This window comes from Xanthomonas cannabis pv. cannabis, from assembly GCF_000802365.1.
GTDB lineage: Bacteria > Pseudomonadota > Gammaproteobacteria > Xanthomonadales > Xanthomonadaceae > Xanthomonas > Xanthomonas cannabis.
Genome location: NZ_JSZE01000033.1, coordinates 20775 through 46614, shown reverse-complemented (window position 1 = coordinate 46614; position 25840 = coordinate 20775). Strand labels below are relative to the sequence as shown.

General features: G+C 67.2%; 24 protein-coding genes and 2 pseudogenes. 22 read left to right on the top strand and 4 right to left on the bottom strand.

Annotated features, from left to right (window positions below; translation table 11 throughout):
* A pseudogene (locus tag OZ10_RS07905) lies at positions 1–251 on the top strand (L,D-transpeptidase); the annotation flags it as partial.
* Between the two features lie 180 nt (positions 252–431).
* Positions 432–1232 (top strand): hypothetical protein, encoded by an 801-nt coding sequence (locus tag OZ10_RS22835; protein WP_139051288.1) that lies wholly within the window; start codon positions 432–434, stop codon positions 1230–1232.
* A 206-nt stretch (positions 1233–1438) separates the two neighbouring features.
* On the opposite strand, the gene OZ10_RS07895 is transcribed toward OZ10_RS22835, so the two are convergent.
* Positions 1439–1774, bottom strand: a complete 336-nt coding sequence (locus tag OZ10_RS07895) for a zinc ribbon domain-containing protein YjdM (protein ID WP_039406532.1) — start codon at positions 1772–1774, stop codon at positions 1439–1441.
* A gap of 219 nt (positions 1775–1993) precedes the next feature.
* Between OZ10_RS07895 and OZ10_RS07890 the strand changes: the two are divergent.
* The 5 genes and pseudogenes from OZ10_RS07890 to OZ10_RS07870 form a co-directional block, all read left to right on the top strand.
* Positions 1994–2953, top strand: a pseudogene (locus OZ10_RS07890) (cation diffusion facilitator family transporter); the annotation flags it as partial.
* A gap of 337 nt (positions 2954–3290) precedes the next feature.
* Complete coding sequence (locus OZ10_RS07885; protein ID WP_039406534.1) at positions 3291–3764, top strand: FKBP-type peptidyl-prolyl cis-trans isomerase; 474 nt, start codon at positions 3291–3293, stop codon at positions 3762–3764.
* Positions 3765–3889: 125 nt separating this feature from the next.
* Positions 3890–5266, top strand: coding sequence for an Hsp70 family protein (locus tag OZ10_RS07880; protein ID WP_039406536.1), 1377 nt, complete (start codon positions 3890–3892; stop codon positions 5264–5266).
* Between the two features lie 188 nt (positions 5267–5454).
* Positions 5455–5640, top strand: a complete 186-nt coding sequence (locus OZ10_RS07875; protein ID WP_029221706.1) for a hypothetical protein — start codon at positions 5455–5457, stop codon at positions 5638–5640.
* Between the two features lie 407 nt (positions 5641–6047).
* The gene (locus OZ10_RS07870) at positions 6048–6641 is read left to right on the top strand and encodes a mechanosensitive ion channel family protein (RefSeq protein WP_039406540.1); all 594 of its coding nucleotides are present in this window, start codon (positions 6048–6050) and stop codon (positions 6639–6641) included.
* 125 nt (positions 6642–6766) lie between these two features.
* Here OZ10_RS07870 and OZ10_RS07865 read toward each other — a convergent pair whose 3' ends face one another.
* Positions 6767–7033 (bottom strand): DksA/TraR family C4-type zinc finger protein, encoded by a 267-nt coding sequence (locus tag OZ10_RS07865; protein WP_039406542.1) that lies wholly within the window; start codon positions 7031–7033, stop codon positions 6767–6769.
* 142 nt (positions 7034–7175) lie between these two features.
* On the opposite strand from OZ10_RS07865, the gene OZ10_RS07860 reads away from it, so the two are divergent.
* On the top strand, positions 7176–7430 hold the full coding sequence (locus OZ10_RS07860) for a DUF2789 domain-containing protein (RefSeq protein WP_039406544.1): 255 nt from the start codon (positions 7176–7178) through the stop codon (positions 7428–7430).
* A 135-nt stretch (positions 7431–7565) separates the two neighbouring features.
* On the opposite strand, the gene OZ10_RS20590 is transcribed toward OZ10_RS07860, so the two are convergent.
* Positions 7566–7739: a DUF1328 domain-containing protein gene (locus OZ10_RS20590; protein ID WP_003489471.1), complete on the bottom strand. Its 174-nt coding sequence runs from the start codon at positions 7737–7739 to the stop codon at positions 7566–7568.
* A gap of 421 nt (positions 7740–8160) precedes the next feature.
* Between OZ10_RS20590 and OZ10_RS07850 the strand changes: the two genes are divergently transcribed.
* The 3 genes from OZ10_RS07850 (at position 8161) to OZ10_RS07840 (ending at position 11210) form a co-directional block, all read left to right on the top strand.
* Positions 8161–8661, top strand: coding sequence for a M48 family metallopeptidase (locus OZ10_RS07850; protein ID WP_081419382.1), 501 nt, complete (start codon positions 8161–8163; stop codon positions 8659–8661).
* A gap of 35 nt (positions 8662–8696) precedes the next feature.
* On the top strand, positions 8697–9953 hold the full coding sequence (locus tag OZ10_RS22105; RefSeq protein ID WP_039406576.1) for a 2OG-Fe(II) oxygenase: 1257 nt from the start codon (positions 8697–8699) through the stop codon (positions 9951–9953).
* Positions 9954–10109: 156 nt separating this feature from the next.
* Positions 10110–11210: a Glu/Leu/Phe/Val dehydrogenase dimerization domain-containing protein gene (locus OZ10_RS07840; RefSeq protein ID WP_039406578.1), complete on the top strand. Its 1101-nt coding sequence runs from the start codon at positions 10110–10112 to the stop codon at positions 11208–11210.
* 102 nt (positions 11211–11312) lie between these two features.
* Here OZ10_RS07840 and OZ10_RS07835 read toward each other — a convergent pair whose 3' ends face one another.
* Complete coding sequence (locus tag OZ10_RS07835; RefSeq protein WP_039564418.1) at positions 11313–14156, bottom strand: autotransporter serine protease; 2844 nt, start codon at positions 14154–14156, stop codon at positions 11313–11315.
* Between the two features lie 159 nt (positions 14157–14315).
* Here OZ10_RS07835 and OZ10_RS07830 point away from each other — a divergent pair, with 159 nt between their 5' ends.
* The 11 genes from OZ10_RS07830 (at position 14316) to pdeM (ending at position 25838) form a co-directional block, all read left to right on the top strand.
* Positions 14316–15491: a thiolase family protein gene (locus OZ10_RS07830; protein ID WP_039406584.1), complete on the top strand. Its 1176-nt coding sequence runs from the start codon at positions 14316–14318 to the stop codon at positions 15489–15491.
* A gap of 122 nt (positions 15492–15613) precedes the next feature.
* The gene (locus OZ10_RS07825) at positions 15614–15955 is read left to right on the top strand and encodes a hypothetical protein (protein ID WP_039406586.1); all 342 of its coding nucleotides are present in this window, start codon (positions 15614–15616) and stop codon (positions 15953–15955) included.
* 229 nt (positions 15956–16184) lie between these two features.
* A complete protein-coding gene (locus tag OZ10_RS07820; RefSeq protein ID WP_039406588.1) occupies positions 16185–16511 on the top strand; it encodes an XAC1346 family secretion chaperone in 327 nt (108 codons plus the stop codon).
* A gap of 365 nt (positions 16512–16876) precedes the next feature.
* Complete coding sequence (locus tag OZ10_RS07815; protein ID WP_039406590.1) at positions 16877–18586, top strand: diguanylate cyclase; 1710 nt, start codon at positions 16877–16879, stop codon at positions 18584–18586.
* A gap of 110 nt (positions 18587–18696) precedes the next feature.
* Complete coding sequence (locus OZ10_RS07810) at positions 18697–19263, top strand: bactofilin family protein (RefSeq protein WP_039406592.1); 567 nt, start codon at positions 18697–18699, stop codon at positions 19261–19263.
* Positions 19260–19625, top strand: a complete 366-nt coding sequence (locus tag OZ10_RS22100; protein WP_039406595.1) for a hypothetical protein — start codon at positions 19260–19262, stop codon at positions 19623–19625. Before OZ10_RS07810 ends, OZ10_RS22100 begins: the two co-directional genes overlap by 4 nt.
* Positions 19626–19855: 230 nt before the next feature.
* Positions 19856–20875: a ligase-associated DNA damage response exonuclease gene (locus OZ10_RS07800; protein ID WP_039406600.1), complete on the top strand. Its 1020-nt coding sequence runs from the start codon at positions 19856–19858 to the stop codon at positions 20873–20875.
* Positions 20872–21105 (top strand): hypothetical protein, encoded by a 234-nt coding sequence (locus OZ10_RS07795; RefSeq protein ID WP_039406602.1) that lies wholly within the window; start codon positions 20872–20874, stop codon positions 21103–21105. Before OZ10_RS07800 ends, OZ10_RS07795 begins: the two co-directional genes overlap by 4 nt.
* The gene (locus OZ10_RS07790; RefSeq protein WP_039406605.1) at positions 21102–22706 is read left to right on the top strand and encodes an ATP-dependent DNA ligase; all 1605 of its coding nucleotides are present in this window, start codon (positions 21102–21104) and stop codon (positions 22704–22706) included. Before OZ10_RS07795 ends, OZ10_RS07790 begins: the two co-directional genes overlap by 4 nt.
* Positions 22703–25204 carry a ligase-associated DNA damage response DEXH box helicase gene (locus OZ10_RS07785; protein ID WP_039564416.1) on the top strand — a complete coding sequence of 834 codons (2502 nt, stop codon included), beginning with the start codon at positions 22703–22705 and terminating at the stop codon, positions 25202–25204. Before OZ10_RS07790 ends, OZ10_RS07785 begins: the two co-directional genes overlap by 4 nt.
* Complete coding sequence (gene pdeM, locus OZ10_RS07780) at positions 25194–25838, top strand: ligase-associated DNA damage response endonuclease PdeM (protein WP_039406611.1); 645 nt, start codon at positions 25194–25196, stop codon at positions 25836–25838. Before OZ10_RS07785 ends, pdeM begins: the two co-directional genes overlap by 11 nt.
* The last annotated feature ends 2 nt before the right edge of the window (positions 25839–25840 follow it).

The window sequence follows — 25840 nt, the reverse complement described above, 5'->3', positions numbered from 1 at the left end:
TTCCCGGCCTGCCCGGTCATCGCATGCCCAACTGGATGCGCATCGGCATTCCCGGCAGCGCTGCGGCGGCAGGCCAGGCGCTGGATGCCGACACCATTGCGCGCCTGCAGGTGCCGCCGGCATTCCTGGCCGATCTGCTGCCGCTGCTGACGCCGGGCGTGGTGTTGGTCGCCACCGACCAGCGCATCCTGCCGGAGACCACCGGCGGCAAGCTGCAGGTGCTGGATTCGGACCCGCCCGACACGCCATAGCGCACGTGCGCACCCACGCGTGGCGCAGGGTTCGCCAAGCTCGGCTTGCGATACGGGGCCTACGCCGTGTAGGGCCTGCCTGCGTGTGCCGGGTTGATCGCGGCACAGGCTCCGCCACGCTGCCGGGCGATTGTCACGGCGCCGACGCCGGCACATGATGCGGCCATCTCATTGCCAAGGATGTGCGTGATGCGCCTGCTCCCTGCGGTCCTGCTCGGCACCAGCATCATGGCCTGCACGGTGGGCGGCGCAGCGGCGCACTCCCCGCGCCCTGCCGCGCCGGGTCCCGAGTGCCTGGATGCCCGCCAGGTGAGCGAGCTGCATCAGACCGATGCGCGGACACTGGCCGTCGCCGAACGCGGCGGCCGCCTGTTCCGCCTGCCATTGGCACAGGACTGCCCGCGCCTGACCGCGCACGCAGACGCCGCCGTGCTCGCACCGCACGGTTGGGTCTGCAATGGTGCGCAGGCATCCCTCAGCACCGGGCAGCAACGGTGCGCGATCAGCCAGGTCGCCCCGCCCAGTGCACGCGACTACGCCAGCATGGCCCGTCAGCGGCAGGCCGACGGCATCCCCACTCTGGACGGTGTGAGCGTGCGGCAAGCACGTCGTCGCGACTTCGCCGGCTCCGCAAGCTATTGCTTCCAGCCCGGCATGGTGCGGGCGTGGTCGGAGGACGCGCAGGGTCTGGTGGTGGAAGTGTCGCCGCGCCATCCCGGCACGCACCGCCATTATCGCGTCGAATTGATGGACAGCTGCCGCGAGCTCAGCGGCGCACCGCCGATCCGCTTCGTATCCGGCATGGGCCTGAATGCGATTTGCGGCAACCCCGGCGACAAGGTCGACGTGCTCGACGAAATCGGCATTGCCGGCGCAGGCGTCGGCGCCGGGCAGCAAGGCGACCTCAGCACCTCGCGCGGCGGCAAGTTCTCGCGCATGCGCCAAAGCTGCACAGTGGCGGCGGTCTACCCGCGCGATTGAGCCGCCACACCGGCGCGGTACCAGCCTGGCAGGACGCGCTGGCGCGTGGCGGGGTGCGATCGGTACCGCCATCGCGCTGAGGCGCGTCACGCGCGTCATGCCGCCGGCTGGCTCGGGCTGGCACGAACCGCAGGCGCGTTTCCGCGCGCGATGTCGGGGTTATCGGTACACCTGTCGCGCTCAGGTGCGCTCCTACGGGAGCGGACTCAGGCTTTACGCAGAAAACAGGTCTTGAGCACCAGGCCCTTGATCTTTTCCGAATTGCCTTCGATATGTTCGGCGTCGTCCTCGACCAGGCGGATATTGCGGATCACCGTGCCCTGCTTGAGCGGAATCGACGAGCCCTTGACCTTGAGATCCTTGATCACCGTCACCGTGTCGCCGGCCTGCAGCACATTGCCGTTGCGGTCGCGCACCACGGTCGTGTTCGCGGCGACCTCGGCTGCGCTCCATTCGAAACCGCAGTCCGCGCAGATCGACAGGCCGCCGTCGGCATATGTGTTGTCCTGGCCGCATTGCGGGCAGGCGGGAACGGTAGACATGCGATTCCTTGATCGAAACGGGCGTGGATTGTAGCGCCACGGCCGCGCGATCACGCATCCGGCACGGCGGCGGCGCGATAGTGCAGCGCTCATCGAATGCCCTGCAGGTTGCGCGTGTCCAACGAGCCAGTCCACCCCGCGCCAGGCGCCGCACCAGCCGCCCTGGAGCCCGGCAACGCGCCTGGCGCGCCAGGTCGTCCCGACAGTCCCGCAGAGCGCCCCGGCAAGCCCAAGGGCGCGCATTTGGTGGTCTATGTCGCCTTGGCCGGCAACCTGGCCATTGCGGTGGCCAAGTTCATTGCCGCCGGGATTTCCGGCAGCTCGGCCATGCTCAGCGAGGGCGTGCATTCGCTGGTGGACACCATCAACGAGGTGCTGCTGCTCTATGGTCTACGTCGCGCTGCGCAGGCACCCACGCCGACGCACCCCTTCGGCTACGGGCGCGAACTGTATTTCTGGAGTTTCATCGTCGCGTTGCTGGTGTTTGCGATGGGTGCCGGCGTGTCGTTGTACGAGGGCATCGTGCACCTGCGTCACCCGGAGCCGGCCAAGAGTCATCTCATCGCGTATTGCGTGCTCGGCGTTTCGATCGTGTTCGAAGGTATTTCCTGGATCGTGGCACTGCGCGAATTTCGTGCAAAAAAGGGCCGCATGGGCTACTTCGAGGCATTTCGCCAGAGCAAGGACCCCAGCACCTTTACCGTGTTGCTGGAAGACAGCGCCGCATTGATCGGCCTGTTCATGGCCTTGCTCGGCCTGGCCGGCGCGCAGCTGTTGGACATGCCCGAACTCGACGGCATCGCATCGATCGGCATTGCCGGCGTGCTGGCCTTCACCGCTTTCCTGCTGGCGCGCGAGACCAAGGGGCTGCTGATCGGCGAGCCGGCCCATGCGGAGGTCACCGACTCGCTGCTGCGCATTGCCGCCAGCGACCCGGACGTGCGCGCCGCCAACGGCGTGCTGACCATGCAGATGGGCCCCAACCAGGTCGTTGCCGCATTGAGCGCGGAATTCGAAGACAGCCGCAGCACGCCGCAGATCGAAGCCTGCGTGGGGCGCATCGAAGCCGCCGCCAAGCGCCAGCATCCCGAACTCACCGCGTTGTTCGTCAAACCGCAGACACCGGAAACCTGGCGCGCACGTCGCGCGCAGATCGAACGCGGCGCGCAGACCGAGTAGGCAACCACGTGCACGGCTACGGCCACTACAGGTGCCGCAATGGTCGCGACATCAGCGTTGCCGGTGAGCGGAAGTGCCGCGCAATCGCGGTCAACGTCAGGCCCGGGCCGCTGCCGCACGCTCCATCGAGGCCGCAGCAGGGTCGGTCCTCACCCCGTAATGCCCGCCGCACGTCCACAGCGACACGCGATGACGGCCAACCTGATCCTCGCCCAACCGCAGATCCTGCAGCGGTTGCATGATCCGGTGCGATTGCCTACGGTGTGGGTGCAGCATCTCTTGGCATCGTGAATCAGCCGATGCACTTCCCCCTCGATCACCCGCATGGAGGTTTCCAATGGAAATCAGCCAGGGTCGCGTTGCGACCATTCACTACACCCTTTCCGACGACAGCGGCCAAGTCCTGGACCGTTCTACTCCCGACACCCCGTTGAGCTATCTGCACGGTGCCGGCAACATCGTGCCCGGCCTGGAGCTGGCGCTGGACGGCCGGCGCGTGGGCGACACACTCACCGCCGACGTGGCGCCCGAACAAGGCTACGGCCCGCGCCACGAGCAGCTGATCCAGCACGTTCCGCGCGAGGCCTTTCCCACCGATGTGGACGTGGTCCCGGGCGTGCAGTTCGAAGCCCGTACCCAACAGGGCCCGGTGCTGGTCACCGTCACCGAGGTCGGCCCGGAACAGGTCACCGTGGATGGCAATCACCCGCTGGCCGGCCAGACCCTGCACTTTGCGGTGGAAGTGGTGGACGTGCGCGAAGCCACCACCGATGAGTTGAATCAGGGCCACGTCGACGACATCGCCGCCTGAGCCAGCGCGTCGCGTGCCAGCCGGCGCGCGGCGCATCGGCCGGCGCGCCACAGCTGCACGCCGGTCTGGACGGCAGCTGCGGCGGCCGTAGTAAAGTGCGCGGCCCGCTTTGAAGGCCTGTCTGCATGAAACTCGGCATCGACTTCGGTACCAGCAACTCCGCCGCCGCCGCGATCGTCGATGGCCAGGTGGAACCGGTGCGCTTCGGCGACGCCCTGCAGTTCCGCACCACGGTGTACTTTCCCGAGACCATGCGCGACCCGGAGGATTTCAACCTCACGCCCGCGCTGGAATACGAGATGGAGCGACTGATCGACTCCGCGCGCCGCGACGCCACCGCCGCCGGCCGCACGCCGAATCAGGACAGCCTGCGCCGCGAAGCGCTGCGCATCGTGCGTCGCCAATGGATGGAAGAACAGGTGCGCGAGCCACGCAGTTCGGCGGCGCTGCTGCAGAACGCGGTCTACGGCGACGACGCGCTGGATGCGTACTTCCTGGAGGGCGAAGGCAATCTGGTGCAAAGCCCCAAGTCGATGCTGGGCTACAACCTGCACCCGCGCGCCCGCCAGACCATCACCGGCATCGCCACGCACGTGCTGGAGCACATCCGCCTCACTGCCTCGCGCCAGTTCGACGTCACCATCCGCAGTGCCGTGATCGGCCGCCCGGTGCAATTTCGCAGTTCGATCGGCGAAGCCGGCAATGCGCAGGCGCTGGAGATCCTGCAGACCGCGGCCATCGCCGCCGGGTTCGACAGCGTGGACTTTCTTGAAGAACCCGCCGCGGCCGCCATGCACTACCACGTCAGCCACGACGCCCGGCACGACACCGTGGTGGTGGACATCGGCGGCGGCACCACCGATATCGCCCATGCCAGCGTGGGCGGCAGCGCACCACCGCAGGTGCATCGCGCCTGGGGGATCGCGCGCGGCGGCACCGATATCGATCTGGCGCTCAGTCTGGCCGCCTACATGCCGCTGTTCGGCCGCGGCATCACCCGCGTTCCGGCGCACCATTACGTGGAAGCGGCGATGGTGCAGGACATGACGCGGCAACGCGAATTCCGCTTGCACACGTACCGCGACGTCCCTGCCCCGTTCGACACCCGCCTGCAGGCCCTGCAGGACACCGGCAACACCGCGCGCCTGTATCGCGCCGTGGAAGCCTGCAAGATCGCGCTCAGCGAGCTCGACCAGCACCAGGCATCGCTGGAGTTCATCGAACGCGCCCTGCGCGTGGACGTGCAGGCCAGCGCACTGGTTGCGTCCGCCTCGAACTACCTGCAGGAACTGGCAGGCCTGCTGGCGCAGGTGCGCGCCGACCTGCCCACGCCTCCGGCCACGCTGTTTCTCACCGGTGGCATGTCGCGTGCCGGCTACATCCGCGACACGGTGGCGGCGGCATTTCCGGAATCGCGCATGGTCCACGGCGATCCGTCCTTCGGCGTGGTGCAGGGCTTGGCCTGGGCTGCAGCGGGTGACGCCCGTCCGTCGGAGCATTAACACAAATCGGTATTTGGCGCCTATAATACGCGGTTGCTGCCTGACGCCCCGCCGTCTTGTCTGCAAGGCATGCCCGCCGTGCCGCCGCGATTGCGCACCGAACGCACTCGCACTTCTCGACACCGCTCCCGCGCGCGCCACCCTTGCCGCATGCGGTGTCCTTGCACTTCCCCGCTACAGGAGGCCACATGGCACGTCCCGCGACCAAGCAGAAATCCCAGCCCAGCATCGCTCGCAGCGAAGGCAAGTCGCAGCCGCTCAGTCGTGAGCGTATCGCTGCCGACATCGCCGCGTTCCGCAAGACCGGCGGCCGGATCGAAGTGCTCACCACCAACTTCGGCCCCGCGCGCAACGATGGCGACAAGATCGGCTGAGCGGCAGACAGGCTGCAATCAGTGCCTGCTGCTGCGCGTGCAGACCGGTAGCTGCCTGCAAGGGTTGCCTTGAAGTGTTGAACGGACGTGCCACCGCAAGGTGGCACGTTTGTTTCCGGCCTTCTGGCGTCATCGGGGCGTACCGACCCGGAGTGCGATTTCAGTGTGATGCCACCGTTCGCCGCGCCGAGCGTCGCAGGCAGGCGCCCGCCAGCACGGTTGTCCGGCCGTCGCCCTGGGCAGCCACCGAATGATGTGTCGCCACTGAAGACATCCGCATTCAACATCGCTCACACCTTGCGCGGCAGGCCGGGCGCAGTGCCGGATGAGCATGCATTCATCCCACGCATCTGGTGCGCGCGGGACGCGCCATTACAATGGCGGCTCTTTTGCTTTCGCATGATGTGATGTCCGCGCCCGACGCCTTGCCCGCAATGATCCGAAGCCTGTTGCCGCACTGGAATCCGGAATGGCTGGCGGTTGCGGTGCCCACCATCAACATCGTCCTGATCCTGGCGGTTGCCGCGCTGACGCGGCTGCTGCTGCGACAGCTGCTCCGGCGGCTGTGCGCGCATTACAACGTGCCTGTCGAGATCACGATCGGCATCCGGCGTGTGGGCAGCTTCGTGATCTCGCTCAGTGCCGTCCTGATCTCACTGCATATCCTCGGTGTCTCCACCGGCGTGCTGTGGACCGCCTTCACCAGCTTCGCGGCCGTCGGCGCAGTGGCGTTCTTCGCTGCATGGAGCGTGCTGTCGAATATCTTCTGCACCTTCCTGATCATCACCACGCGTCCGTTCCGCCTGCACGATCACATCGAGCTGCTGGAAGGCGGCGACAAGCCCGGCCTGAAAGGCCGCGTGATCGACATCAACGTGATCTACACCACGCTCGAAGAAACCGGCGACCATGCCGGCAGCGTGCTGCAAGTGCCCAACAGCCTGTTTTTCCAGCGCACCACGCGCCGTTGGCGCGAGAGCAGCGGCTTCAACGCCAACTGAGTACAGGAGACGCAGCTGCGCTCCGCACATTCCCGGAGCCTTGCCGCGCGTGCATCGCGTGTCCAGCGTTGGATCGTATCGGGCCATTGCATAACACTGGCCGGTCCAACTTCAACGCCGCTGGTTCAACGCAGCTGGCTGTCCTTGCTGCCACGGCGGTTGAAGCCACTCTGCACACCCTGCTCCTCGTCATGCGCTTGCTGGCACTGCACGCATAGATGCACGCCAGGCACTGCCTTGCGACGCGCTTCGGGAATCGGCGCATCGCATTCCTCGCAGTGGGTCAGGCTCGGGCCCTGGTGCAGCTGGCTCCGCGCACGCTTGATCGCGTCCTCGACGGTGGCATCGATCTGGTCCTGCACCGCCCCATCACCCGCCCATCCGGTTGCCATGGTCGTCTCGCCTCGCTGGTCAGGCACACACTATGGTCATGGCCACAGGCAAATCCAAGCCAGCCGTGCACAGTGTCCTCAAGCCAGGTGCTCTACCATTCATTCATCCGCACCCGTCATCCGCACCTACGAGGGATTTGCAATGGAACAACCGGTCCACCCCTTTTCCGAACTGTTCGCCCAGCTCGGCTTGCCATCCGATGAAGCCAGCATTCGCGCGTTCATCGCCGAGCATTCGCCGTTGCCGGGCGACATGCGCCTGGAAGAAGCGCCTTTCTGGACGCCGGCACAGGCACAGTTGCTGCGTGAAGAGCGTCTCGACGATGCCGACTGGATCGTGACCATCGATCAATTGAACATCGCGCTGCACACCACTGCGGACGACACCGGCATCTGATCGACCGCCACGTGACGGTCGAGCCCGTCTGTGGGTCTTGCAGTTGAGTTTCGCCCCAAAAAAAGAGCGGCCAATGGCCGCTCTTTGCGTGACTACAGCCGACGGCGCATGGCGCGTCCGGCTGCGGGTTACGCGTCAGGTCACCTTCTTGGCAATCGTCATGCCCAGCACAAACAGCACGATGGCAATGATGATGCCGGCCCAGAACAGGAACTTGGCAATTCCCATCGCAGCGCCTGCCATCCCGCCGAAACCGAGCGCACCGGCAATCAGTCCGATGATGGCGAAAATAATGGCCCACTTGATCATGTTGTCGTCTCCTAATCCGGCACAGCGCCGTTGTTCGATCGTGTGCTTGCGACGCGTCGCCGCAAAACATGCGCTGCACGCTACCGATTCCGGCGTGCCGCATTCGTGAATACACATGACACACGCTGCCACATTGCTGCATTGCGCAGTATCGGCGCCCCGATGCGGGGGCGTGCGGATCGCCATTGACCGCGCGTTGACTTGGCCAGAGCGCTGCTCGGTGAATCGCCGCGCGTGACCGCAGCACCATCGCAGCCATCACGCCGGCTGCATCCTTTGCCCGGCGCACGCCCGCGTTGCCGGACGACACCCGTTGCCATCCGCCGCGTTTAGAGAGAGCTGCGCGCCACAGTCCAATGACACGGATTAGCCAGCATCCTCCGCATGCGCGATCATGGAGGTCTCGCAGCCGGCATTGGCCATGGACACTCTTCGTTATCTCGCCGGTTATCCGCCCGCCGTCCTGGATCAGGTGCGCGCGCTGATAGCGCAGGACAAGCTTGCCGCCGTGCTGGCGCGACGTTACCCCGACCGGCACACGGTCCGCACCGATCGTCATCTGTACGACTACGTCAAGGCAATGAAGGAGCGCTACATGCGCTCGTCGCCCACCTTGCACAAGGCCGTGTACGACAATCATCTGCAAGTGGTGAAGCACGCGCTGGGCACCCACACCGCCATCTCGCGCGTGCACGGCGGGCGGCTCAAGGCCAGCCGTGAAATCCGCATCGCCTCGGTATTCCGCGACGCGCCCGAACCCTTCCTGCAGATGATCGTGGCCCACGAATTGGCGCACCTGAAGGAGGCCGATCACAACAAGGCCTTCTATCAACTGTGCAACCACATGACATCGGACTATCACCAACTGGAGTTCGACCTGCGCCTGTATCTGACCCAGCTGGCGCTGGAAGCAGGCGGCTGATCGCGCCGTCCCGGGTGTGGGCTTAGGATGCAGGCATGCCTGCCGCCTCTCTCGCACAGCTCACCCTCGCTGCACACAGCCGGCAGCCGGCGGCCATGAATGCGTTGGCGCAGGCGCTGGTCCGCGCCGGCCAGCCAGAGCAAGCCCTGGCCTGGTACGCACGCGGTGCGGCCGCAGGCGATGTCACCGCCCGGATCGAAACCGGTCGCCTGCTGGCCTACGGCATCGGCTGCGCAGTGGATCTGCGGCAGGCGCTGACGCATTGGGAAGCCGCCGAGCGCCAGGGCGCCGCACAAGCGGGGTACCTGTTGGCCACGTGTGCCGTCACCGACGACCCGCTTGCGCTGGGGCCGCAGGCAGTCGCACGCCTGCACGCCGCCGCTGCGGCCGGCTACCCGCCCGCCCTGCGTGCCCTGGCCGTGCTCCACGGCCGCATCGATCATCCGCACCAGCAGCAGCGCTGCGTCAGCCTGCTGGAGCGCGCAGCGGCGGCCGGCGATGCGCCTGCGGCCGCCCTGCTGGCCGAGCGACTGCTGCGTGGCGAGGGCGTCCCGGCCCAGCCGGAGGCCGCCGCACGCCTGCTGCAACAGCTGCAGCAGGTCGGCGTCGCGGCACTGCCGGCCGTCCACGTTGCGCCACCGGACCGTGCCGACGACAGCAGCCCCGAGCGTGTCCGCTTCACCCCGCGCGCGATGCCGACGCGCCGTCATGCCGCCCCGCTGATCGAAGAGCATGCGGCCGTGCTGTCCGCCGACGAGTGCCGCTTGCTGATCCTGCTGGCGCAGCCGCACCTGCGTGCCTCCCAGATCGTCGACCCCGATGATGCGCTGACGCACCGCACGCCGATCCGCACCAGCCGCGGCGCCACACTGGACCCAGTGCTGGAAGACTTCGCCGCCCGCGTGGCGCAGGCACGGCTGGCGGCCTGCGCGCAGCTGCCCCTGACCCACGCCGAGCCGCTGTCGGTGCTGTGTTATGCACCAGGCGAGCATTATCGCGCGCATCGCGACTATCTCCCGGCGGCCAGGGTCGCGGCAGATCGCCCAGCAGCTGGCAATCGCCTGCGCACCGTCTGCGTGTATCTCAATGCGGTCGAGGCAGGTGGCCAGACCGATTTCCCGGTTGCCGGCGTCAGCGTGCAACCGCGCGCCGGTTCGGCGGTGTGCTTCGACAACCTGCACGCCGACGGCCGCCCCGATCCCGATTCGCTGCATGCCGGCCTGCCGGTCGTCGCCGGCACCAAGTGGCTGGGGACGCTGTGGATGCGGCAGCAGCGCTATCGGGATTGGTGAACAGATTCATGCACGCCCCCCTGCCGACGTGGTTTAAAATGTTGCAGCGCGACGTGATCGGACAGGGTCTGCAGACGTCGCGTTTTTTGTTTCCCATCGCTCGGGTCCACGCCCGGCCTCAGGGAAGGCACATCACGCAGCCCCGCGGAGCCTTCGATGCTTTTCGAAACCCTCGATACCACCGGCCACGAGCAGGTGATCTTCTGCCACAACCGCGACGCCGGTCTGAAAGCCATCATTGCCCTGCACAGTACGCGCCTGGGCCCGGCCCTGGGCGGCGTGCGCATGCGCCCCTATCCCAATAGCGAGGCGGCGCTCACGGATGCATTGCGGCTCAGCCGCACCATGACCTACAAGAACGCGCTGGCCGGCCTGAACGTGGGCGGCGGCAAGGCGGTGATCATCGGCGACCCCAAGACCGACAAGAGCGAGGCGCTGTTTCGCGCCTTCGGCCGGTTTGTCGACACCTTGGGCGGGCGCTACATCACCTCCGAGGACGTCGGCACCGACGTCAACGACATGGAGCAGATCTACCTGGAGAGCGAATACGTCACCGGCGTGCATCAGGTGCATCGCGGCTCCGGCGACCCGGCACCGTTCACCGCCTATGGCGCGCTGCAGGCACTGATGGCCTCGCTCAATCGCAAGCTCGGCCATGAGGAAGTGGGCAAGGCCAGCATCGCGATCCAGGGCTTGGGCCACATCGGCATGGAGCTGGTGAAGCTGCTCAAGGAACGCGGCGCCAAACTCTATGTGGCCGATCTGAATCAGGCGCTGGTGGATCGCGCGGTAGCCGAATATGGCGCCGAGGCCGTGCGCCCGGACGAAATTCACCAGGTGTCCGCCGACGTATTCGCCCCTTGCGCGCTGGAAGGCGCAATCAATGAAGACACGTTGCCGCAGCTCAAGGCCAAGATCATCTGCGGCACTGCGAACAATCAGCTCGCCAGCGCGGCCATCGGCCAGGAGCTGCACAGGCGCGGCATCCTGTATGCACCGGATTATGTGGTCAATGCCGGCGGCGTCATGAATGTGTCGCTGGAAATCGATGGCTACAACCGCGAACGCGCCATGCGGCTGATCCGCAGCATTTATCACAACCTGGAAAAGGTCTTCGACCTGTCGGCCCAGCTGGACGTGTCGCCGCAGCAGGCGGCCGATCAGATGGCCGAAACGCGCATCGAGGCCATCAGCAAACTCAAACTGCCGCTGGGCCGCACCGCACCGCGCTTCCTGCACAAATTACGCGGCGAATAAGCGCGTCCGGCGGGCGGGCCGCGCCTGACGGTCTGCGCGCGTCCGCGATCTCCGCCGCGCACACGGCGCCCGGGCATTGCACCCGGGCGCCGCAGACACCGATCAGAAATCGGCGCTGTACTTCAGGCTCAACGCGCGGTCGTCGCCCCGTTCGCCCACCCGCTGGTCGTAGCCGAAACGCAGCTGGCCCTGGTGCCCCAACGGCGCAGAGGCGGCAAGCCCGACCACAGCACCCGAGCGTGCCGGCTGCATGCCGCGCAAGGGGGCCCATGCCTCGACGCCATTGAAGCTGGCGTCCAGCATCAGCCCCTGGCTGCTCAACGCCTGCTGCCACTCGGCGTAACCGCCCAGCTGGAGGCCGCGCCAGCGGTAGGCAGAGCGCAGGCCAGCCAGCATCTGGGTGCGCGATGAGCTGCTTGCATCGGCCCGCAGGCCGAAACCATCGCCGCCACTTTCGCGAAAGCCTTCGCTGCGCAAGTGCACGTAGTCCAGGCCCATGTAAGGCGTCAACGACGCCGCTGCGTGGCCCAGGCGATAGCCGGCTTCCAGATTGCCGCTGAGATAGCTGGCGCTGTAATCGCTGAAGGCGCTGCTGCGTTCTTCGCCCAGTTGCAGGCTGCGTTCGATCTGCCGGTCGACGTTGCCGACGCCCAGCTGGCCCAGCGTGTACGCCGGCCCCAGTGTCGTCCCCCAATAGAGCTGCGCCTGCACCTGCCGGTCGCGGCCGCGTGCAGCATCCAGATCACCGAGGCTATTGGAACGCGTTTCGCCAAACGCAAACCCGGCCACGGCGCCTGATGACAGACGCAGGTCGTTGCCCATCATCCAGCCGGAGGTGGCAAATCCTGACGTGGTCACTCCGCCCTCGCCCGGCCCGCCCAGCGCACGCTGCCAGGTGCCCAGCATGCGCGGTTGCTGCGACAGACCATCGAAGTGCGATGCCAGGGCGCGCCGCCCAAGATCGATGGTGTCGAAGGTCATCGCCGCAGACGCCGCATGTGCATGCCCGGACAGACTGCGCAACGAATCGGCTGCCGCCTTTGCATCGGGTGCCTGCTGCAACGCCGCTGCAGCGCGAATGAAGCCGCTGCTGATGCCAGCGCTGCCCTGCAACTGCTGCGCGTCCACTTTCTGGAAAGCCTGCTCCACGCGGATGGCGGCGTCCATCGACGCGGGGCCGATCGCACCCAGCGATGCGGCAACCGCGGTGACATCCATGCGTTGCAGCGACACGAATGCGGTGTTGGCGTCGTAGCTGCGCGTGGCCGTCAGAAACGTCACTGCCGGCCCGCCGCTGACCGTGTCGAAGGTACCCTGCAAGCCATTGGTCGCCTGCAGGACCGCGTAGGTCGTATTGTCGGCCACGTACGCACGCCGGCCGAGCAGTTGCAGATCGCCGGCAATGGTGGCGGTGCCGGTCACGCTCAAGCGGTCGCCCACGTTCACGGCCAGACGGCCGTTGCTGGCCTGCGTGTAGTTGCCGTCGACCGTCAGCACCGCACTGTTCACCTGCACGGTGCCTGCGTTGGCGAGCGTGCCGCCGATGCGGCCGGCGCCAATCAACGTGGCGCCATTGGCAACACCGACGCGCGCACTTTGCAGACTAGCGGTTTGCAGGGTGCCGCCCAGCACCTGGGTGTCGCCGGTGTAGGTATTGGCCGTGCTGCCCAGCACCAAGGTGCCGGTACCGCGCTTGGTCAGGCCGCCAGCGCCACTGATGTCGTTGGCCCAGGTGGACCGCAGCGTGTTGACCGTGACATCGACCGTGCCCCAGTCGAAACGCGCCGGCCCAAGCACCGCCTTGCCCACGTTGAGCAGGCCGTAACCGAACACCGGATCGGCACCCGCAGCGCCCAGATCGGTGGCCGTGCCCAACAAGGTCTGCCGCACCAGATCGTTGGTGAAGTACGGGAACGCCTGCCACACCAATGCCGCTGCGCCCGATACCAGCGGTGCGGCAAACGAGGTTCCGCTACCGTAGAAATAGCTGACATTGCCGGCGGTGGCGTCGGGATCGATGAACAGCGAGGTGCCCGGTGCGACCAGGCAATACCGCATCGCCACGCCACAGGCATTGGAATACGACGCCAACTGGGTGGGATTGGCGGTGTCCAGCGCGCCGACCACCAGCCAGCCACGCTCCAGATCCGCCGCTGGCAGCGTCCCGTTGGGACCCACCTGACTGGGCAACGCTGCGGTATCGGAGGGCTGGGATCGCGACTCGTTCCCCGAGGCAAACACCACCAGACCATCGTTGCCGATCACGAAGGAGCGGTATTCCTGCGCGACCTGATTGGTGACCGCTGGATTGTTCCAATACAGACCGCCCCACGAATTATTCATGATGCGCACGCCGGCACCGATCAGATCGGTGTGCACCGGTGCCAGGCCGAGCGGCCCATCGAGCTCGTTGCCTTCTCCACTGCCATCGTCCACCGGCGCGCGGTCGTTGATGATGCGCGCCGAGACCAGGCCGGCCCCCGGAGCGATGCCGCCGGGCCACTGGCCAACCGCGCGCCCGGCCGCAAGCTCGGCCACCACCGTGCCATGGCCCGCCACGTCGCCGAGCGCGACGTTGTTGGTCCGTGGGTCGACGTAGATGAAGCTGTCGCTCACGCGCCCCTGCAGGGCCGGATGATTGGCGTTGATGCCGCTATCGACCACGCCGATGCGGTAGCCGGCGCCGGTAAAGCCCAACGCCTGCGCAGCGCGCGTGTTGGTCAACGCCAGATGCGCGTCGATCGCAGGCTCCGGTGTCGGTGCAGTCACCGGCGGCGGTGGCGGTGGTGGCGACGTAGGTGGTGGCGGTGGTGGCGGCGAGGTCGGTGGCGGTGCGCTGGGGGTGGTGGGACGAATCCCGCCGCCGCCACCGCCGCCGCCACAGGCGGTCAACGCCACAGCCAACGCCGAGGCCAGGACGGTCCTGGCGACGTCTCTCTTCTTCATTGCGTATGTTCTCCCCGAACCCATTCCATGGATGGGCCCCATCCCGGGCCCTGACCGCATCATATACACCACGGCGGCGCCGCTGTCGCCGCACTTCAGCTTGCTGGCGCGAATCAGCCGCGAGGCAGATAATCGTTTCACTTTAAACGGTATCCGCTCATGTCCGACATCGTCATCGTTGCTGCCAAACGCACTGCCATCGGCTCGTTTCTCGGTCAATTCAATGGTGTGCCGGCACCCACGCTCGCCGCCGCTGCGATCGAAGCGGCGCTCGCGCAATCGCAGATCGCGCCGGCCGATGTGTCCGAAGTCATCGTTGGCTGCGTGCTGCCGGCCAATCTCGGCCAGGCGCCTGCGCGACAGGCCGCGATTGCCGCCGGCATCCCTACGTCCACCGGTGCCACCACCATCAACAAGGTGTGCGGCTCGGGCATGAAGGCGATCATGTTCGGACACGACCTGATCAAGGCCGGTTCGGCCAGCATCGTGGTGGCCGGTGGCATGGAGTCGATGAGCAACGCGCCGCACCTGCTGCCCAACTCGCGCACCGGCAACCGCTACGGCAACTTCCAGGCGGTGGATCACATGGCCTGGGACGGCTTGACCAACCCGTACGACGGTCAGGCCATGGGCGTGTTCGGTGAGGCCACGGCGGAAAAGTTCGGCTTCAGCCGCGCCGATCAGGACGCCTTCGCCATCGCCTCGGTGGAACGCGCGCAGGCGGCGCAGCGCAGCGGCGCATTCGCCGATGAAATCGTTCCGTTTACGGTGACCACGCGCAAGGGCGCGGTGGTCGTCGACAGCGACGAGCAGCCGGGCAAGTCCGACGTGGCCAAGATCCCGACCCTGAAGCCGGCCTTCAAAAAGGACGGCACCGTCACCGCCGCCAGTTCCTCGAGCATTTCCGATGGCGCGGCAATCACCGTGCTGATGCGCGCGGACGATGCCCAACAGCGTGGGGTGACGCCGCTGGCGCGCATCGTCGGCCACGTCACCCACTCTCAGGCACCGGAGTGGTTCACCACCGCGCCGGTGTCGGCGATCCAGTCGTTGGTCGGCAAGATCGGCTGGCAACTGGACGACGTGGACCTGTTTGAAATCAACGAAGCCTTTGCCGTGGTGCCGATGGTGCCGATCAAGGAACTGGGCATCGCGCACGACAAGGTCAACGTGCACGGTGGTGCCTGCGCGCTGGGGCATCCCATCGGCGCTTCCGGTGCGCGGCTGGTAGTGACATTGGTGAACGCGTTGCGCACGCGCGGCGGCAAGCGCGGAATCGCGACGCTGTGCATCGGTGGCGGCGAGGCGACCGCTATCGCTATCGAATTGATTTAATTAGTATTAACGTCGATTTTGCAAAGCTGAATGCGCGTGAGCTTGACACTCGTCTTGTGGCCGTCATCATGTCGGGGGCGCGCAATAGCGCGTTGCCTAATCTAACGACGAGGATTGAAACAATGACCATCAACAAGCTGCTGATCGCAATGGCGCTGGGCCTGGCCCTGACCGCTTGCTCGAAGCCGGAACAGGCTCAGGACGCTGCTGCTTCGGCTAACGAAGCTGCTGCCGACGCTCAGACCGCTGCCGACCAGGCTGCTGCCTCGGGCTCGCAGTCGGCTGACGCCGCTCAGGCTGCTGCCAACACCGCCGCTGCTTCGGCCGACACCGCTGCTGACGCTGCCCAGTCCGCTTCCGGCGCCGCGACCGACGCTGCTGCTGAGCAGGCTGCCGACGCTGCCAAGACGGCTGAAAACACCGCCGAAGCTGCTAAGGACACCGCTGAAGAAGCCAAGAAGTAATCACTTCTTGACTCCAAGCGAGTTCGGAAAAAGCCGCTGGTTTCCAGCGGCTTTTTCTTTGCCCGCGATTTGCCGGGCAACGCGTTGGCGTCCACCCGCGACGGCCTGGAGGCCGCGCTCCCGGCCCTGTCGTCCGGCGACGCGGGCATGGGCCGCACCTTGACGCAGGCTGCATCGAGCCCTGCATAAGCTCTGCTCTCCAACACCGGAACAGGAACAGGACCACCTCATGAAGACGATCCGCATGCTGTCGTTGAGCGCCATTGCCGCCCTCACCCTTGCTGCCTGTCAGGGCCCCGATGCGGAGCAGGCGCGCCGCGACGCTGCCTCTGCCGCAAAGCATGCCGCAGCTGCCACCGAACAGGCCGCCGACCGCGCCGCAGTGCAGGCCAAGGCCGCTACCGCCGACGCCCGCGTGGCCGCACGCGACCTGGCCGCCGATGCCAGCCGTGCAACTGCCAATGCCGCAGACGCAACTGCCGACAAGACCCGCGAGATGGCCAACAAGGCCGAGCAGAACGCCGACAAGCACGACGCCGAGCATCCGCAGCACTAAGACCGCGAGCAGTTGTCAGGTAGGCGTTGCCGGCGCGCACAGAACATCCGTGTACATGTGGTAGCTACCGCGTTCGCGCACCGGCCGCTCCCGCCTGACCACTGCGCAGTAGATTCGTCAGCGGCCCCAAGCCGCATTTGTCCCCTGCGCTCACCGCCCCCGGTGGGCGCAGGATGCGCCACGCTCGGCACGCGCACGCCGCTGACACCGCACAACACCAGGCATGCGGACACGTAGCTTCCCGCGGTCTGCCACTGTGAACACGGCACATCGCGTCGCCTGCATGCCTTCACTTTCGTGCCGGCGCGCACGTCTTGGGCCGCAATCGGGCTCGTGTTGTCGAGGCTGGCAGGCTAGCATCCCGCATGCCCTCCTTTTTTACCTCGCGCCGCCGCAACCAGCTGGCGCTGATCTTCTCTGCACTGATCTTCATCGTGATCGGCGTCGGCATTTTTGTCGGTGCGCGGCGTTCGCTGGCCGACGCGGCGCTGGTCTCGCACACCCATGAAGTGATCGGCCGGGTCGACGAGATCCAGGCACGCCTGCTGGATGCCGAATCTGCGCAGCGCGGCTTCCTGCTCACTGGCAACGACGCCTACCTGCTGGACTATCAGACCAGCGTCGAGCGCCTGCCGATCCTGCTCGGCAACCTGCGCCGGCTGATCGCCGACAACCCGTCGCAGGAGCAGCACCTGACCCAGCTACAGGCGTTGGTGGAGGCGCGGCTGCGGCAGATCCAGCAGGTGCTCGATGTGTATGCGCAGGGCGGCCTGGAGCCGGCACGTGCGAGCATCCGCCAGAGCGCGTTCCGCACCACCAGCGCCATCCGCGAGCAGGCGCTGACGATGGTGCAGCGCGAGCAGGAGCTGCTTGCGCAACGTGCCGAAAGCAGCCGGCAGAGCGCGACCCTGTTGCTGGTGCTGGCGTTGGCCGGCATTCCGTTCGGCCTGGCGGTGGTCGGCACCGTCTATGCGGTGCTGATGCGCGAATTGCGCCATCGCGCGCAGGCCGAGCGTCTGGCGGCGCAAGCCAATCGCGAACTGGGCGACAGTGTCGGCGCGCTGCAGCGCAGTACCGCCGATCTCAACCTGCTGAGCCGTTACACCGGGCTGCTGCAGAGCTGCATCAGTGCAGAAGAAGCGTTGGTGGTCACCAGCCGCACGCTGGCCAGCCTGTTGCCGGGCGTTGCCGGCAGCGTGTATCTGCTGCGTGCCTCGCAGGATCGTGCCGAGGCGATCAGTCACTGGGGCGAGCCGCTCGTGCAGAGTGCACCGCATCTGCTGCCGGAAGAATGCTGGGCGCTGCGCCGCGGCCAGCCGCATGTCATCGACGACCTTGCCCGCGATGCGTTGTGTGCGCACATCGAGGAGCCGGGTGGACAGACGCCGATCACCACCGCGTGCCTGCCGATGTCGGCGCAGGGCACCCAGCTGGGCTTCCTGTTTCTGTCCTCGCCCGGTCCGGGCCCGATGCCGCGCCTGGAGATCGCCGAAGCTGCGGCCGAGCAGTTGTCGCTGGCGCTGAGCAACCTGCGCCTGCGCGAATCGCTGCGCCAGCAGTCGATCCGCGATGCGCTGACCGGGCTGTACAACCGCCGCTATCTGGAAGAATCGCTCAGTCATGAGTTGGCCCGCTGCGCGCGACGCGGGCTGCCGCTGTCGGTGCTGATGCTGGACGTGGACCACTTCAAGCAGTTCAACGACAGCCAGGGGCATGCCGGCGGCGACCTGCTGCTGGCTGCGGTGGGCGAGCTGCTGCTGACCCGTCTGCGCGCCGAAGACGTGGCCTGCCGCTACGGTGGCGAAGAATTCACCGTGATCCTGCCCGAGGCCGATGGCGAGGAAGCCATGCGCGTGGCCGAGCAGATCCGCGCGCAGATCGCGGCGTTGGCGGTCACCGATGGGCAACGCGCGTTGCCGCGCGTCACCGCGTCCATCGGTGTGGCCAGTTTCCCGGTCGACGGCGAACTGGGCGCCAGCCTGATCCAGAAGGCCGACGCGGCGCTGTATGCCGCCAAGCATCGCGGACGCAACCGGGTCGAGCGTCATGGCGCCGGAGCGAGCAGGCCGGATTGACCCACAGGACCAGGGCGGCGCGCTGTCGGTCTCGGATTGCGCGCTCTGTCACACAAAAGATCGATTGACGCAGCGATAGTCGGCCCAGACCCCCGAAGCGAGGCAGTCCGATGTCGATGTGGCGCGATCAAGGTCCCAACAAGAAAGACGGTGCTCCCGCAGCCCCGGAGGCGCCTGCCGCCGATGGCCGGCTGTTCAATGCCGACCCCGGCCCCACCCCGCCGGTGCCGGCCGCCGCCGCAGCGCCCAGCGTCGTGCCGGCCGCTGCGCCATCGCAGCGTCAGGGCGAAGCGAAGGAATCGCTGATCGCCGCCGACATCAGCATTGAAGGCAAGATCGAGGGCGCCGGTCACGTGCGTCTGGCCGGCCGCTTCAAGGGCGACGTCAACGTCAAGGGCGATCTCACTATCGAACGCGGCGCCAAGCTCACCGGAGGCGTGCGCGCCAACAAGGTCATCATCGCCGGCGAGCTGGAAGGCAATATCGAGTCCGCCGCGCAGGTGGAACTGCAGACGTCCGGCGTGCTGGTCGGCGACGTCAAGGCCGGCAACCTCACTGTCGCCTCGGGCGCACGCATGCGTGGCCAGGCCGACTTCGGCTGGGGCGACGACGCCGGCAGCAAGCCGGCAGCCGCCGCCAAGGCCAGCGTGGGCGGCGACAGCACCGACGCCACATGAGTGCACCGCGCCCGGGCACGCCCGGCGCCACGCGCAGCTGTCCGCATTGCAAGGCCACGATCCTGGAAAGCGCGATCATCTGCCCTGCCTGCAAACACCACCTGCGCTTCGACTCGGCGGCTGCACAGCACGCGCAGCCGGCGCCGATCGTGCCGTTGAAGGTCGACGGCACCATCCGCCACCCCGCCGACGGCGATCCGTGGGAATACACCGTGGTCGTGGTGGTGCGTAACGGCAAGGGCGAGGAGATCCGCCGCCACGTGGTCGACGTGGGCGCAATGCAGGGCGGCGAGGAGCGTGGGTTCACGCTCGCCGTGGAGGCGATGGCCGTGCGCGTGCCTGGGCGGCGTACGCGGCATTGACGGGCTGCTTGCGGTAGCGCGTCGCAATCGCCGGCACGCCACCGGCCATGGCGACTGCGCGTTGGCAACGCAGGCGCGGCATCGCATCCGGTCCGCAGCCACCCGCCACGTGCACCGACATCGCGCCAGTGCCGGCCCTGCGGTTGGCAGTGCGACCACGTCTTGTTGCCCAGCCGATGCAGCCATTTCCATTCTCAGGATCTGCACACCGGCTTGGCCAGAGTTGCCGCATGCGCAACGGCAACGACGACACGAACCCACGCGGTGATCTGGTGGTACTTGGCCCGGAGGGGCTGTATTGCCCACAGGGCGACTTCCATATCGATCCCTGGCGCCCGGTGCCGCGTGCGGTGATCACCCATGGCCACGGCGATCACGCCCGTGGCGGCATGGGCGAATACCACTGCACCCGCGAAAGCCTGCCGATCCTGCAATGGCGGCTTGGCGAACAGGTCTATCACCCGCATGCCAATGGTGAGGCGTTTACGCTGGGGCGTGCGCGCGTGTCGCTGCATCCGGCCGGCCATGTGCTGGGGTCGGCGCAGGTGCGCATCGAAGTGGACGGTGAAGTCTGGGTGGCCTCGGGCGATTACAAGCGCCAGCACGATCCTACCTGCGCGCCGTTCGAAGTGGTGCCCTGCGACACCTTCATCACCGAGGCAACGTTCGGCTTGCCGGTGTATCGCTGGCCCGACACCGCCGATGTGGCGGCCGATATCGTGGCCTGGCGACGCGAGTGCGCCGAACGTGGCGAGGCTGCCATCCTGTATTGCTACGCACTCGGCAAGGCGCAGCGCGTGCTGGCCGAGCTGCGCGCCTGGGACACCCAGCCCGCATTGCTGCACGGCGCGATTGCGGCCGGCGTAGCGGTGTACCGCCAGGCCGGGATCGCGATGCTGGACACGCAACCGGTCAGCGAACATGCGCGCGGCGCGGACTATGCCGGGCAATTGGTGCTGGCACCGCCGTCGGCGGCCGGCAGCTCCTGGATCCGCCGCTTCCGCCACGCGCAACAAGGATTCGCATCGGGCTGGATGCGCATCCGTGGCAATCGCAGGCGCCGCAATTACGATCGCGGCTTCGTGGTCTCCGATCATGCCGACTGGCCGGACCTGCTGCGGACCATCGAAGACACCGGCGCACGCCGCGTGATCGCCACCCACGGCAACACCGATGCGCTGATCCAGCACCTGCGCGAGCGCGGCGTTGCGGCCGAAGCCTTCCGCACCGATTTCGGAGCCGAGGAATGAACCCCTTGCCCGCACGCCGGTATACGCGCGCGCGTGTGCGCATTCGCCTGAGAGGCGCACTTGCGTTCGGCCGGCATGCACTGGCATTTCGTGTGCGCCGCAGCATGCCGGCGGCGGTCATCGGCCCGCCGCGTCCGCAACGTCGTCCACGCACGCTGGCCGCATTCACGCGCCGCGCGCTGGAACTGCGCGCGGCCGACAGACAGGCCACGGCAGAGGCAATGCCGTGAAGCGTTTTGCCGCGCTGTACCGCACCCTGGACCGCAGCACCGGCACCCTGGACAAGCGTGCGGCGTTGGTCGCCTATTTTCGCGATGCCGCGCCGCTGGACGCGGCCTGGGCACTGTATCTGCTGGCCGGCGGCAAGGTGGCCAGTACGCGCATGCGCATTGCCAGTAGTGGCGAATTACGCGAATGGATCACCGACACGGCCGGCATCGCCGACTGGCTGGTGGCCGACAGCTACGACCATGTCGGCGACCTGGCTGAAACGCTGGCCCTGTTGCTGGACGACCCGGACACCGAAGCGGCCGACCTGCCGCTGGCGGAATGGATCGAACACCGGCTGTTGCCGATCGCCAATCAGGACGTCGCCGTGCGCAAGGCGTGCATCGTGCAGGCCTGGCGCAGCCTGGCCTTCGACGAGCGGCTGGTGTTCAACAAGCTGCTCACCGGCGCGTTGCGGGTCGGCGTGTCGCAGCGGCTCGTGCAGCAGGCGCTGGCCGAGCTGTCAGGCGTGGACATCGCGCGCATCGCACAGCGCATGCTCGGCAGTTGGCGGCCGCATCCGACCTATCTGGCCGATCTGCTGACCAGCGAAGAACTGCCCAGCGATCGTCAGCAGCCCTACCCGTTCTTTCTTGCGTCGCCGCTCGAAGCGGCCATCGATACGCTGGGACCCATCGAGGACTGGCTGCTGGAATGGAAGTGGGACGGCATCCGGCTGCAACTGATCCGGCGCGCCGGCGAAGCGGCGCTGTGGTCGCGCGGCGAAGAGCGCCTGGACGGGCGCTTTCCGGAGATCGAACGCGCGGCGATGCAGTTGCCCGACGGCACCGTCATCGATGGCGAGCTATTGGCCTGGAAACCGGAGCAGCCCTTGCCGATGCCGTTCACTGCCCTGCAGACGCGCATCCAACGGCTCAAGCCCGGCCCCAAGACGCTGGCCGACGCACCGGCGCGCGTGGTCGCCTATGACCTGCTCGAACTGGACGGCGAGGACCTGCGCGAGCGCCCGCTGCAGGAGCGACGCGCACTGCTGGACGGCGTGCTTGCCACACTCGCCGACCCGCGCATTGTCGCCTCGCCGCTGGTGCAGGTGAGCGATTGGCAGGCCGCCGCGCAGGTGCGCGTGGAAGCGCGCGAACGCGGCGTGGAAGGGCTGATGCTCAAGCGCGCCAACTCCGTTTATCAGGCCGGGCGCCGACGTGGCGACTGGTGGAAGTGGAAGATCGACCCGCTGACCATCGATGCGGTGTTGTTGTACGCGCAAGCCGGCCACGGCCGGCGCAGCACGCTGTATACCGACTACACCTTCGGGCTGTGGCATGAGGGACAGCTGGTGCCCATCGCCAAAGCCTATTCGGGCCTGGACGACAAGGAAATCCTGCAGCTGGATCGCTGGATTCGTGCCAACACCACCGAGCGGTTCGGCCCGGTGCGCGCGGTCACCGCGCATCATGTGTTCGAGCTGGGGTTTGAAGCGGTGAATCGCAGCGCACGGCACAAGTCCGGTATTGCGGTGCGCTTCCCGCGCATCCTGCGCTGGCGGCAGGACAAGCCGATGTCCGAGGCCGACCACCTGAGCAGCCTGCAGGCCCTGGCGCGGTGACGGCGGCGCGGCAGACACGCGGCACGCCATTGCAGCAGTGGCGCGACTGGTTCGCGCAGCGCGGCTGGGCGCCGTTGCCGTTTCAACGCGATGTGTGGAAGCGCTATCTCGATGGCGAGTCCGGCTTGCTGCACACGCCCACCGGCAGCGGCAAGACCCTGGCGGCGTTCGGCGGGCCATTGCTGGACGCATTGGCTGCGCGCGGGCGCAAGTTACCGCTTAAACAAGGCAAACCTGCTGCACCTGCGCGGCGCCAGCAGCAACGCAATCTGCAGGTGCTGTGGATCACGCCGTTGCGGGCACTGGCCGCCGACACCGCGCGCGCATTGCGCGAACCGGTGGAAGCGCTGGGGCTGGATTGGCAGGTGGGACTGCGCACCGGCGATGCCAGCGCGCGCGACAAGCGGCTGGCACGCAGCGGCAAGCTCGACGTGCTGGTCACCACGCCCGAATCGCTGGCCTTGCTGCTGTCGTATCCGGACACCGCGCCACAGCTGTCGGCGCTGCGCTGCGTGATCGTCGACGAGTGGCACGAGCTGCTCGGCAACAAGCGTGGCGTGCTGCTGCAACTGTGTCTGGCGCGCTTGCGCGGATGGACGCCGCACCTGCGCATCTGGGGGCTGTCGGCAACGCTGGGCAATCTGTCGCAGGCGCGCGATGTGCTGCTGCCGCACCTGCCCGATGCAGCGCTGGTATCGGGCGTCAAACCGCGCACGATGACCTTGGAAACGCTGCTACCGGAAAGTGGCGAGCGGTTCCCATGGGCGGGCCATCTTGGTCTGGCACAACTGGCGCGCGTGCTGCAAAAGATCATGCAGCAGCGCACCAGCCTGGTGTTTACCAATACCCGCGCGCAGGCCGAGTTGTGGCATCAGGCCTTGAGCGCGGTGTGGCACGAAGACCTGGCCACGCTCGCGCTGCATCACGGCTCGCTAGATCCGACGCTACGCGCGGCCGCCGAGCGTGGCCTGGCCGACGGCAGCCTGCGTTGCGTGGTGGCCACGTCCAGCCTGGATCTGGGCGTGGATTTTCCGGCGGTGGATCAGGTGTTGCAGGTCGGTAGCCCCAAAGGCATTGCGCGCCTTCTGCAGCGCGCCGGGCGCGCACGCCATCGCCCAGGCGAATCCGGCCACGTGGTGTGCGTGCCCTCGCATGCGCTGGAACTGGTGGAATACGCCGCCGCCCGACGCGCGCTCACCCACGGCCATATCGAAGCACGGCCGCCGCCGCGCTTGTCGCTGGATGTGCTGGCGCAACACTGCGTCACCCTCGCCCTGGGCGGCGGCTTCCAGGCCGATGCGTTATTCGAGGAAGTGCGCGGCACCGATGCCTTCGCTGCGCTGGAAAGACCCACCTGGAATGCGGTGCTCGACTTCATCGTGCAAGGTGGCAGCGCACTGGCGCACTACCCGGATTTCCACAAGGTGGTGCGCGACGACGACGGCGTGTACCGCGTGATCGACCGGCGCATCGCGCTGCGGCATCGGCTGTCCATCGGCACGATCACCAGCGATGGCAGCGTGCGCGTGCAGTTCCTGCGCGGCGGGCGGCTGGGCGCGGTGGAAGAACAGTTCGTCGGCCGTCTGCGCCGCGGCGACCGCTTCCAGTTTGCCGGCCGCCTGCTGGAGCTGGTGCGGCTGGAAGACATGACCGCCTACGTGCGCGTGGCCAAGGGCGGCAGCGGCGTGGTGCCCAAATGGATGGGCGGACGCATGCCGCTGTCGTCGGCACTGGGGCGCGAAGTGGAAGCGGTGTTTGCCGACCCCGGCGACGCACCGGAGATGCAGGCCTTGGCGCCGCTATTGCAGCTGCAGGCCTCGCTCTCTTCGCTGCCGGGGCCGGACCATCTGCTGGTGGAAAGCATCAAGGCCCGCGATGGCCGGCATGTATTCGTGTATCCGTTCGCCGGCCGGCAGGTCAACGAAGGGCTGGCCGCGTTGCTGGCGGCGCGCTGGGGCCGGCGTCAGCGCAATACGTTTAGCTTTGCCGCCAACGATTACGGCTTTGTGCTGTCGCCGGCGCAGGAGGTCGAGATCGATGCCGATGTGCTGCAGAGCTTGTTGTCGCCGGTAGCGCTGTTCGACGATCTGCGCGACAGCCTCAACCTGGGCGAGCTGGCACGCCGGCAGTTCCGCGAGATCGCGCGCGTGGCCGGGTTGTTGTCGCCCTCGTTGCCTAGGCGTGCGCCGCGCAGCCTGCGTCAGCTGCAGGCCTCCAGCGGCTTGCTGTACGACGTGTTGCAGCGCTTCGACCCGGATCACCTGTTGCTGGCACAGGCCGAGCGCGAGGTGTTCGAAGGCCAGCTGGAACTCGCCCGCCTGGCACATGCGCTGGAGGACTGCGCCCGCCGCGAATTGCGCCTGCGCAAGCCGCGCAGCCTTACCCCGTTGTCGTTTCCGCTGTGGGCCGAACGCGTGCGCGGGCAACTGAGTACCGAAGACTGGAAGGCGCGCGTGTTGCGCGCTGCCGAACAACTGGAGCGCAAGCATGGGCGATAGCGTGCAGCTGCAGCTGGCCGGCGAAACCGTGGAATTGCTCGGCGAACGCGCCTTGTACCGCCCGACGCAGCGCGCGCTGTTGATCGCCGACCTGCACCTGGGCAAGGCCGACGTCTTCCGGCGTGCCGGCATCGGCTTGCCGGCCGGCGGCACCGCACACGATCTGGAGCGGCTGGACGGGTTGCTCGCCCAGCGCCAGGTCGACGCGCTGTGGATCCTGGGCGACTTGCTGCACGGCCCGGCACCGCGCGCCGCCTGGCATCGGCGCTGGAGCGCATGGCGCGAGCAACATTGCGCGTTGCGGGTGATCGCCATCCGCGGCAATCACGACCGCGCACTGGCCGGTGCCGGGTTGCAGATCGAAGCGGCCGGCGAACAGGCCGAAGAGGGACCGTTCGTGCTGCGCCACGACCCATTGCCGCACCCCACCGGCCATGTGCTGTGCGGGCATCTGCATCCACTGGCCAAGCTGCCGGGGCTGTCGCGACGTTGGCCCGCCTTCTGGTTGCGCGAGCGCGTGACCATCCTGCCGGCGTTCTCGCAATTCACCGCAGGCATCGTGCCGACGCTCACCGAAGGCGAGCGCCTGGTCGCCTGTGTGGAAGGCGATGCGATGGCACTGCCGGTGCGTTAGCC

Coding starts and splice junctions, on each gene's coding strand:
- OZ10_RS07830 (WP_039406584.1), top strand. CDS start 14,316: ATGTCCGACATCGTCATCGTTGCTGCCAAACGCACTGCCATCGGCTCG.
- OZ10_RS07815 (WP_039406590.1), top strand. CDS start 16,877: ATGCCCTCCTTTTTTACCTCGCGCCGCCGCAACCAGCTGGCGCTGATC.
- OZ10_RS07795 (WP_039406602.1), top strand. CDS start 20,872: ATGAACCCCTTGCCCGCACGCCGGTATACGCGCGCGCGTGTGCGCATT.
- OZ10_RS07865 (WP_039406542.1), bottom strand. CDS start 7,033: ATGGCAACCGGATGGGCGGGTGATGGGGCGGTGCAGGACCAGATCGAT.
- OZ10_RS07895 (WP_039406532.1), bottom strand. CDS start 1,774: ATGTCTACCGTTCCCGCCTGCCCGCAATGCGGCCAGGACAACACATAT.
- OZ10_RS07850 (WP_081419382.1), top strand. CDS start 8,161: ATGGACACTCTTCGTTATCTCGCCGGTTATCCGCCCGCCGTCCTGGAT.
- OZ10_RS07880 (WP_039406536.1), top strand. CDS start 3,890: ATGAAACTCGGCATCGACTTCGGTACCAGCAACTCCGCCGCCGCCGCG.
- OZ10_RS07810 (WP_039406592.1), top strand. CDS start 18,697: ATGTCGATGTGGCGCGATCAAGGTCCCAACAAGAAAGACGGTGCTCCC.
- OZ10_RS07835 (WP_039564418.1), bottom strand. CDS start 14,156: ATGAAGAAGAGAGACGTCGCCAGGACCGTCCTGGCCTCGGCGTTGGCT.
- OZ10_RS07885 (WP_039406534.1), top strand. CDS start 3,291: ATGGAAATCAGCCAGGGTCGCGTTGCGACCATTCACTACACCCTTTCC.
- OZ10_RS07800 (WP_039406600.1), top strand. CDS start 19,856: ATGCGCAACGGCAACGACGACACGAACCCACGCGGTGATCTGGTGGTA.
- OZ10_RS22105 (WP_039406576.1), top strand. CDS start 8,697: ATGCCTGCCGCCTCTCTCGCACAGCTCACCCTCGCTGCACACAGCCGG.
- OZ10_RS07860 (WP_039406544.1), top strand. CDS start 7,176: ATGGAACAACCGGTCCACCCCTTTTCCGAACTGTTCGCCCAGCTCGGC.
- OZ10_RS07820 (WP_039406588.1), top strand. CDS start 16,185: ATGAAGACGATCCGCATGCTGTCGTTGAGCGCCATTGCCGCCCTCACC.
- OZ10_RS07825 (WP_039406586.1), top strand. CDS start 15,614: ATGACCATCAACAAGCTGCTGATCGCAATGGCGCTGGGCCTGGCCCTG.
- OZ10_RS22100 (WP_039406595.1), top strand. CDS start 19,260: ATGAGTGCACCGCGCCCGGGCACGCCCGGCGCCACGCGCAGCTGTCCG.
- pdeM (WP_039406611.1), top strand. CDS start 25,194: ATGGGCGATAGCGTGCAGCTGCAGCTGGCCGGCGAAACCGTGGAATTG.
- OZ10_RS20590 (WP_003489471.1), bottom strand. CDS start 7,739: ATGATCAAGTGGGCCATTATTTTCGCCATCATCGGACTGATTGCCGGT.
- OZ10_RS22835 (WP_139051288.1), top strand. CDS start 432: ATGTGCGTGATGCGCCTGCTCCCTGCGGTCCTGCTCGGCACCAGCATC.
- OZ10_RS07875 (WP_029221706.1), top strand. CDS start 5,455: ATGGCACGTCCCGCGACCAAGCAGAAATCCCAGCCCAGCATCGCTCGC.
- OZ10_RS07870 (WP_039406540.1), top strand. CDS start 6,048: ATGTCCGCGCCCGACGCCTTGCCCGCAATGATCCGAAGCCTGTTGCCG.
- OZ10_RS07840 (WP_039406578.1), top strand. CDS start 10,110: ATGCTTTTCGAAACCCTCGATACCACCGGCCACGAGCAGGTGATCTTC.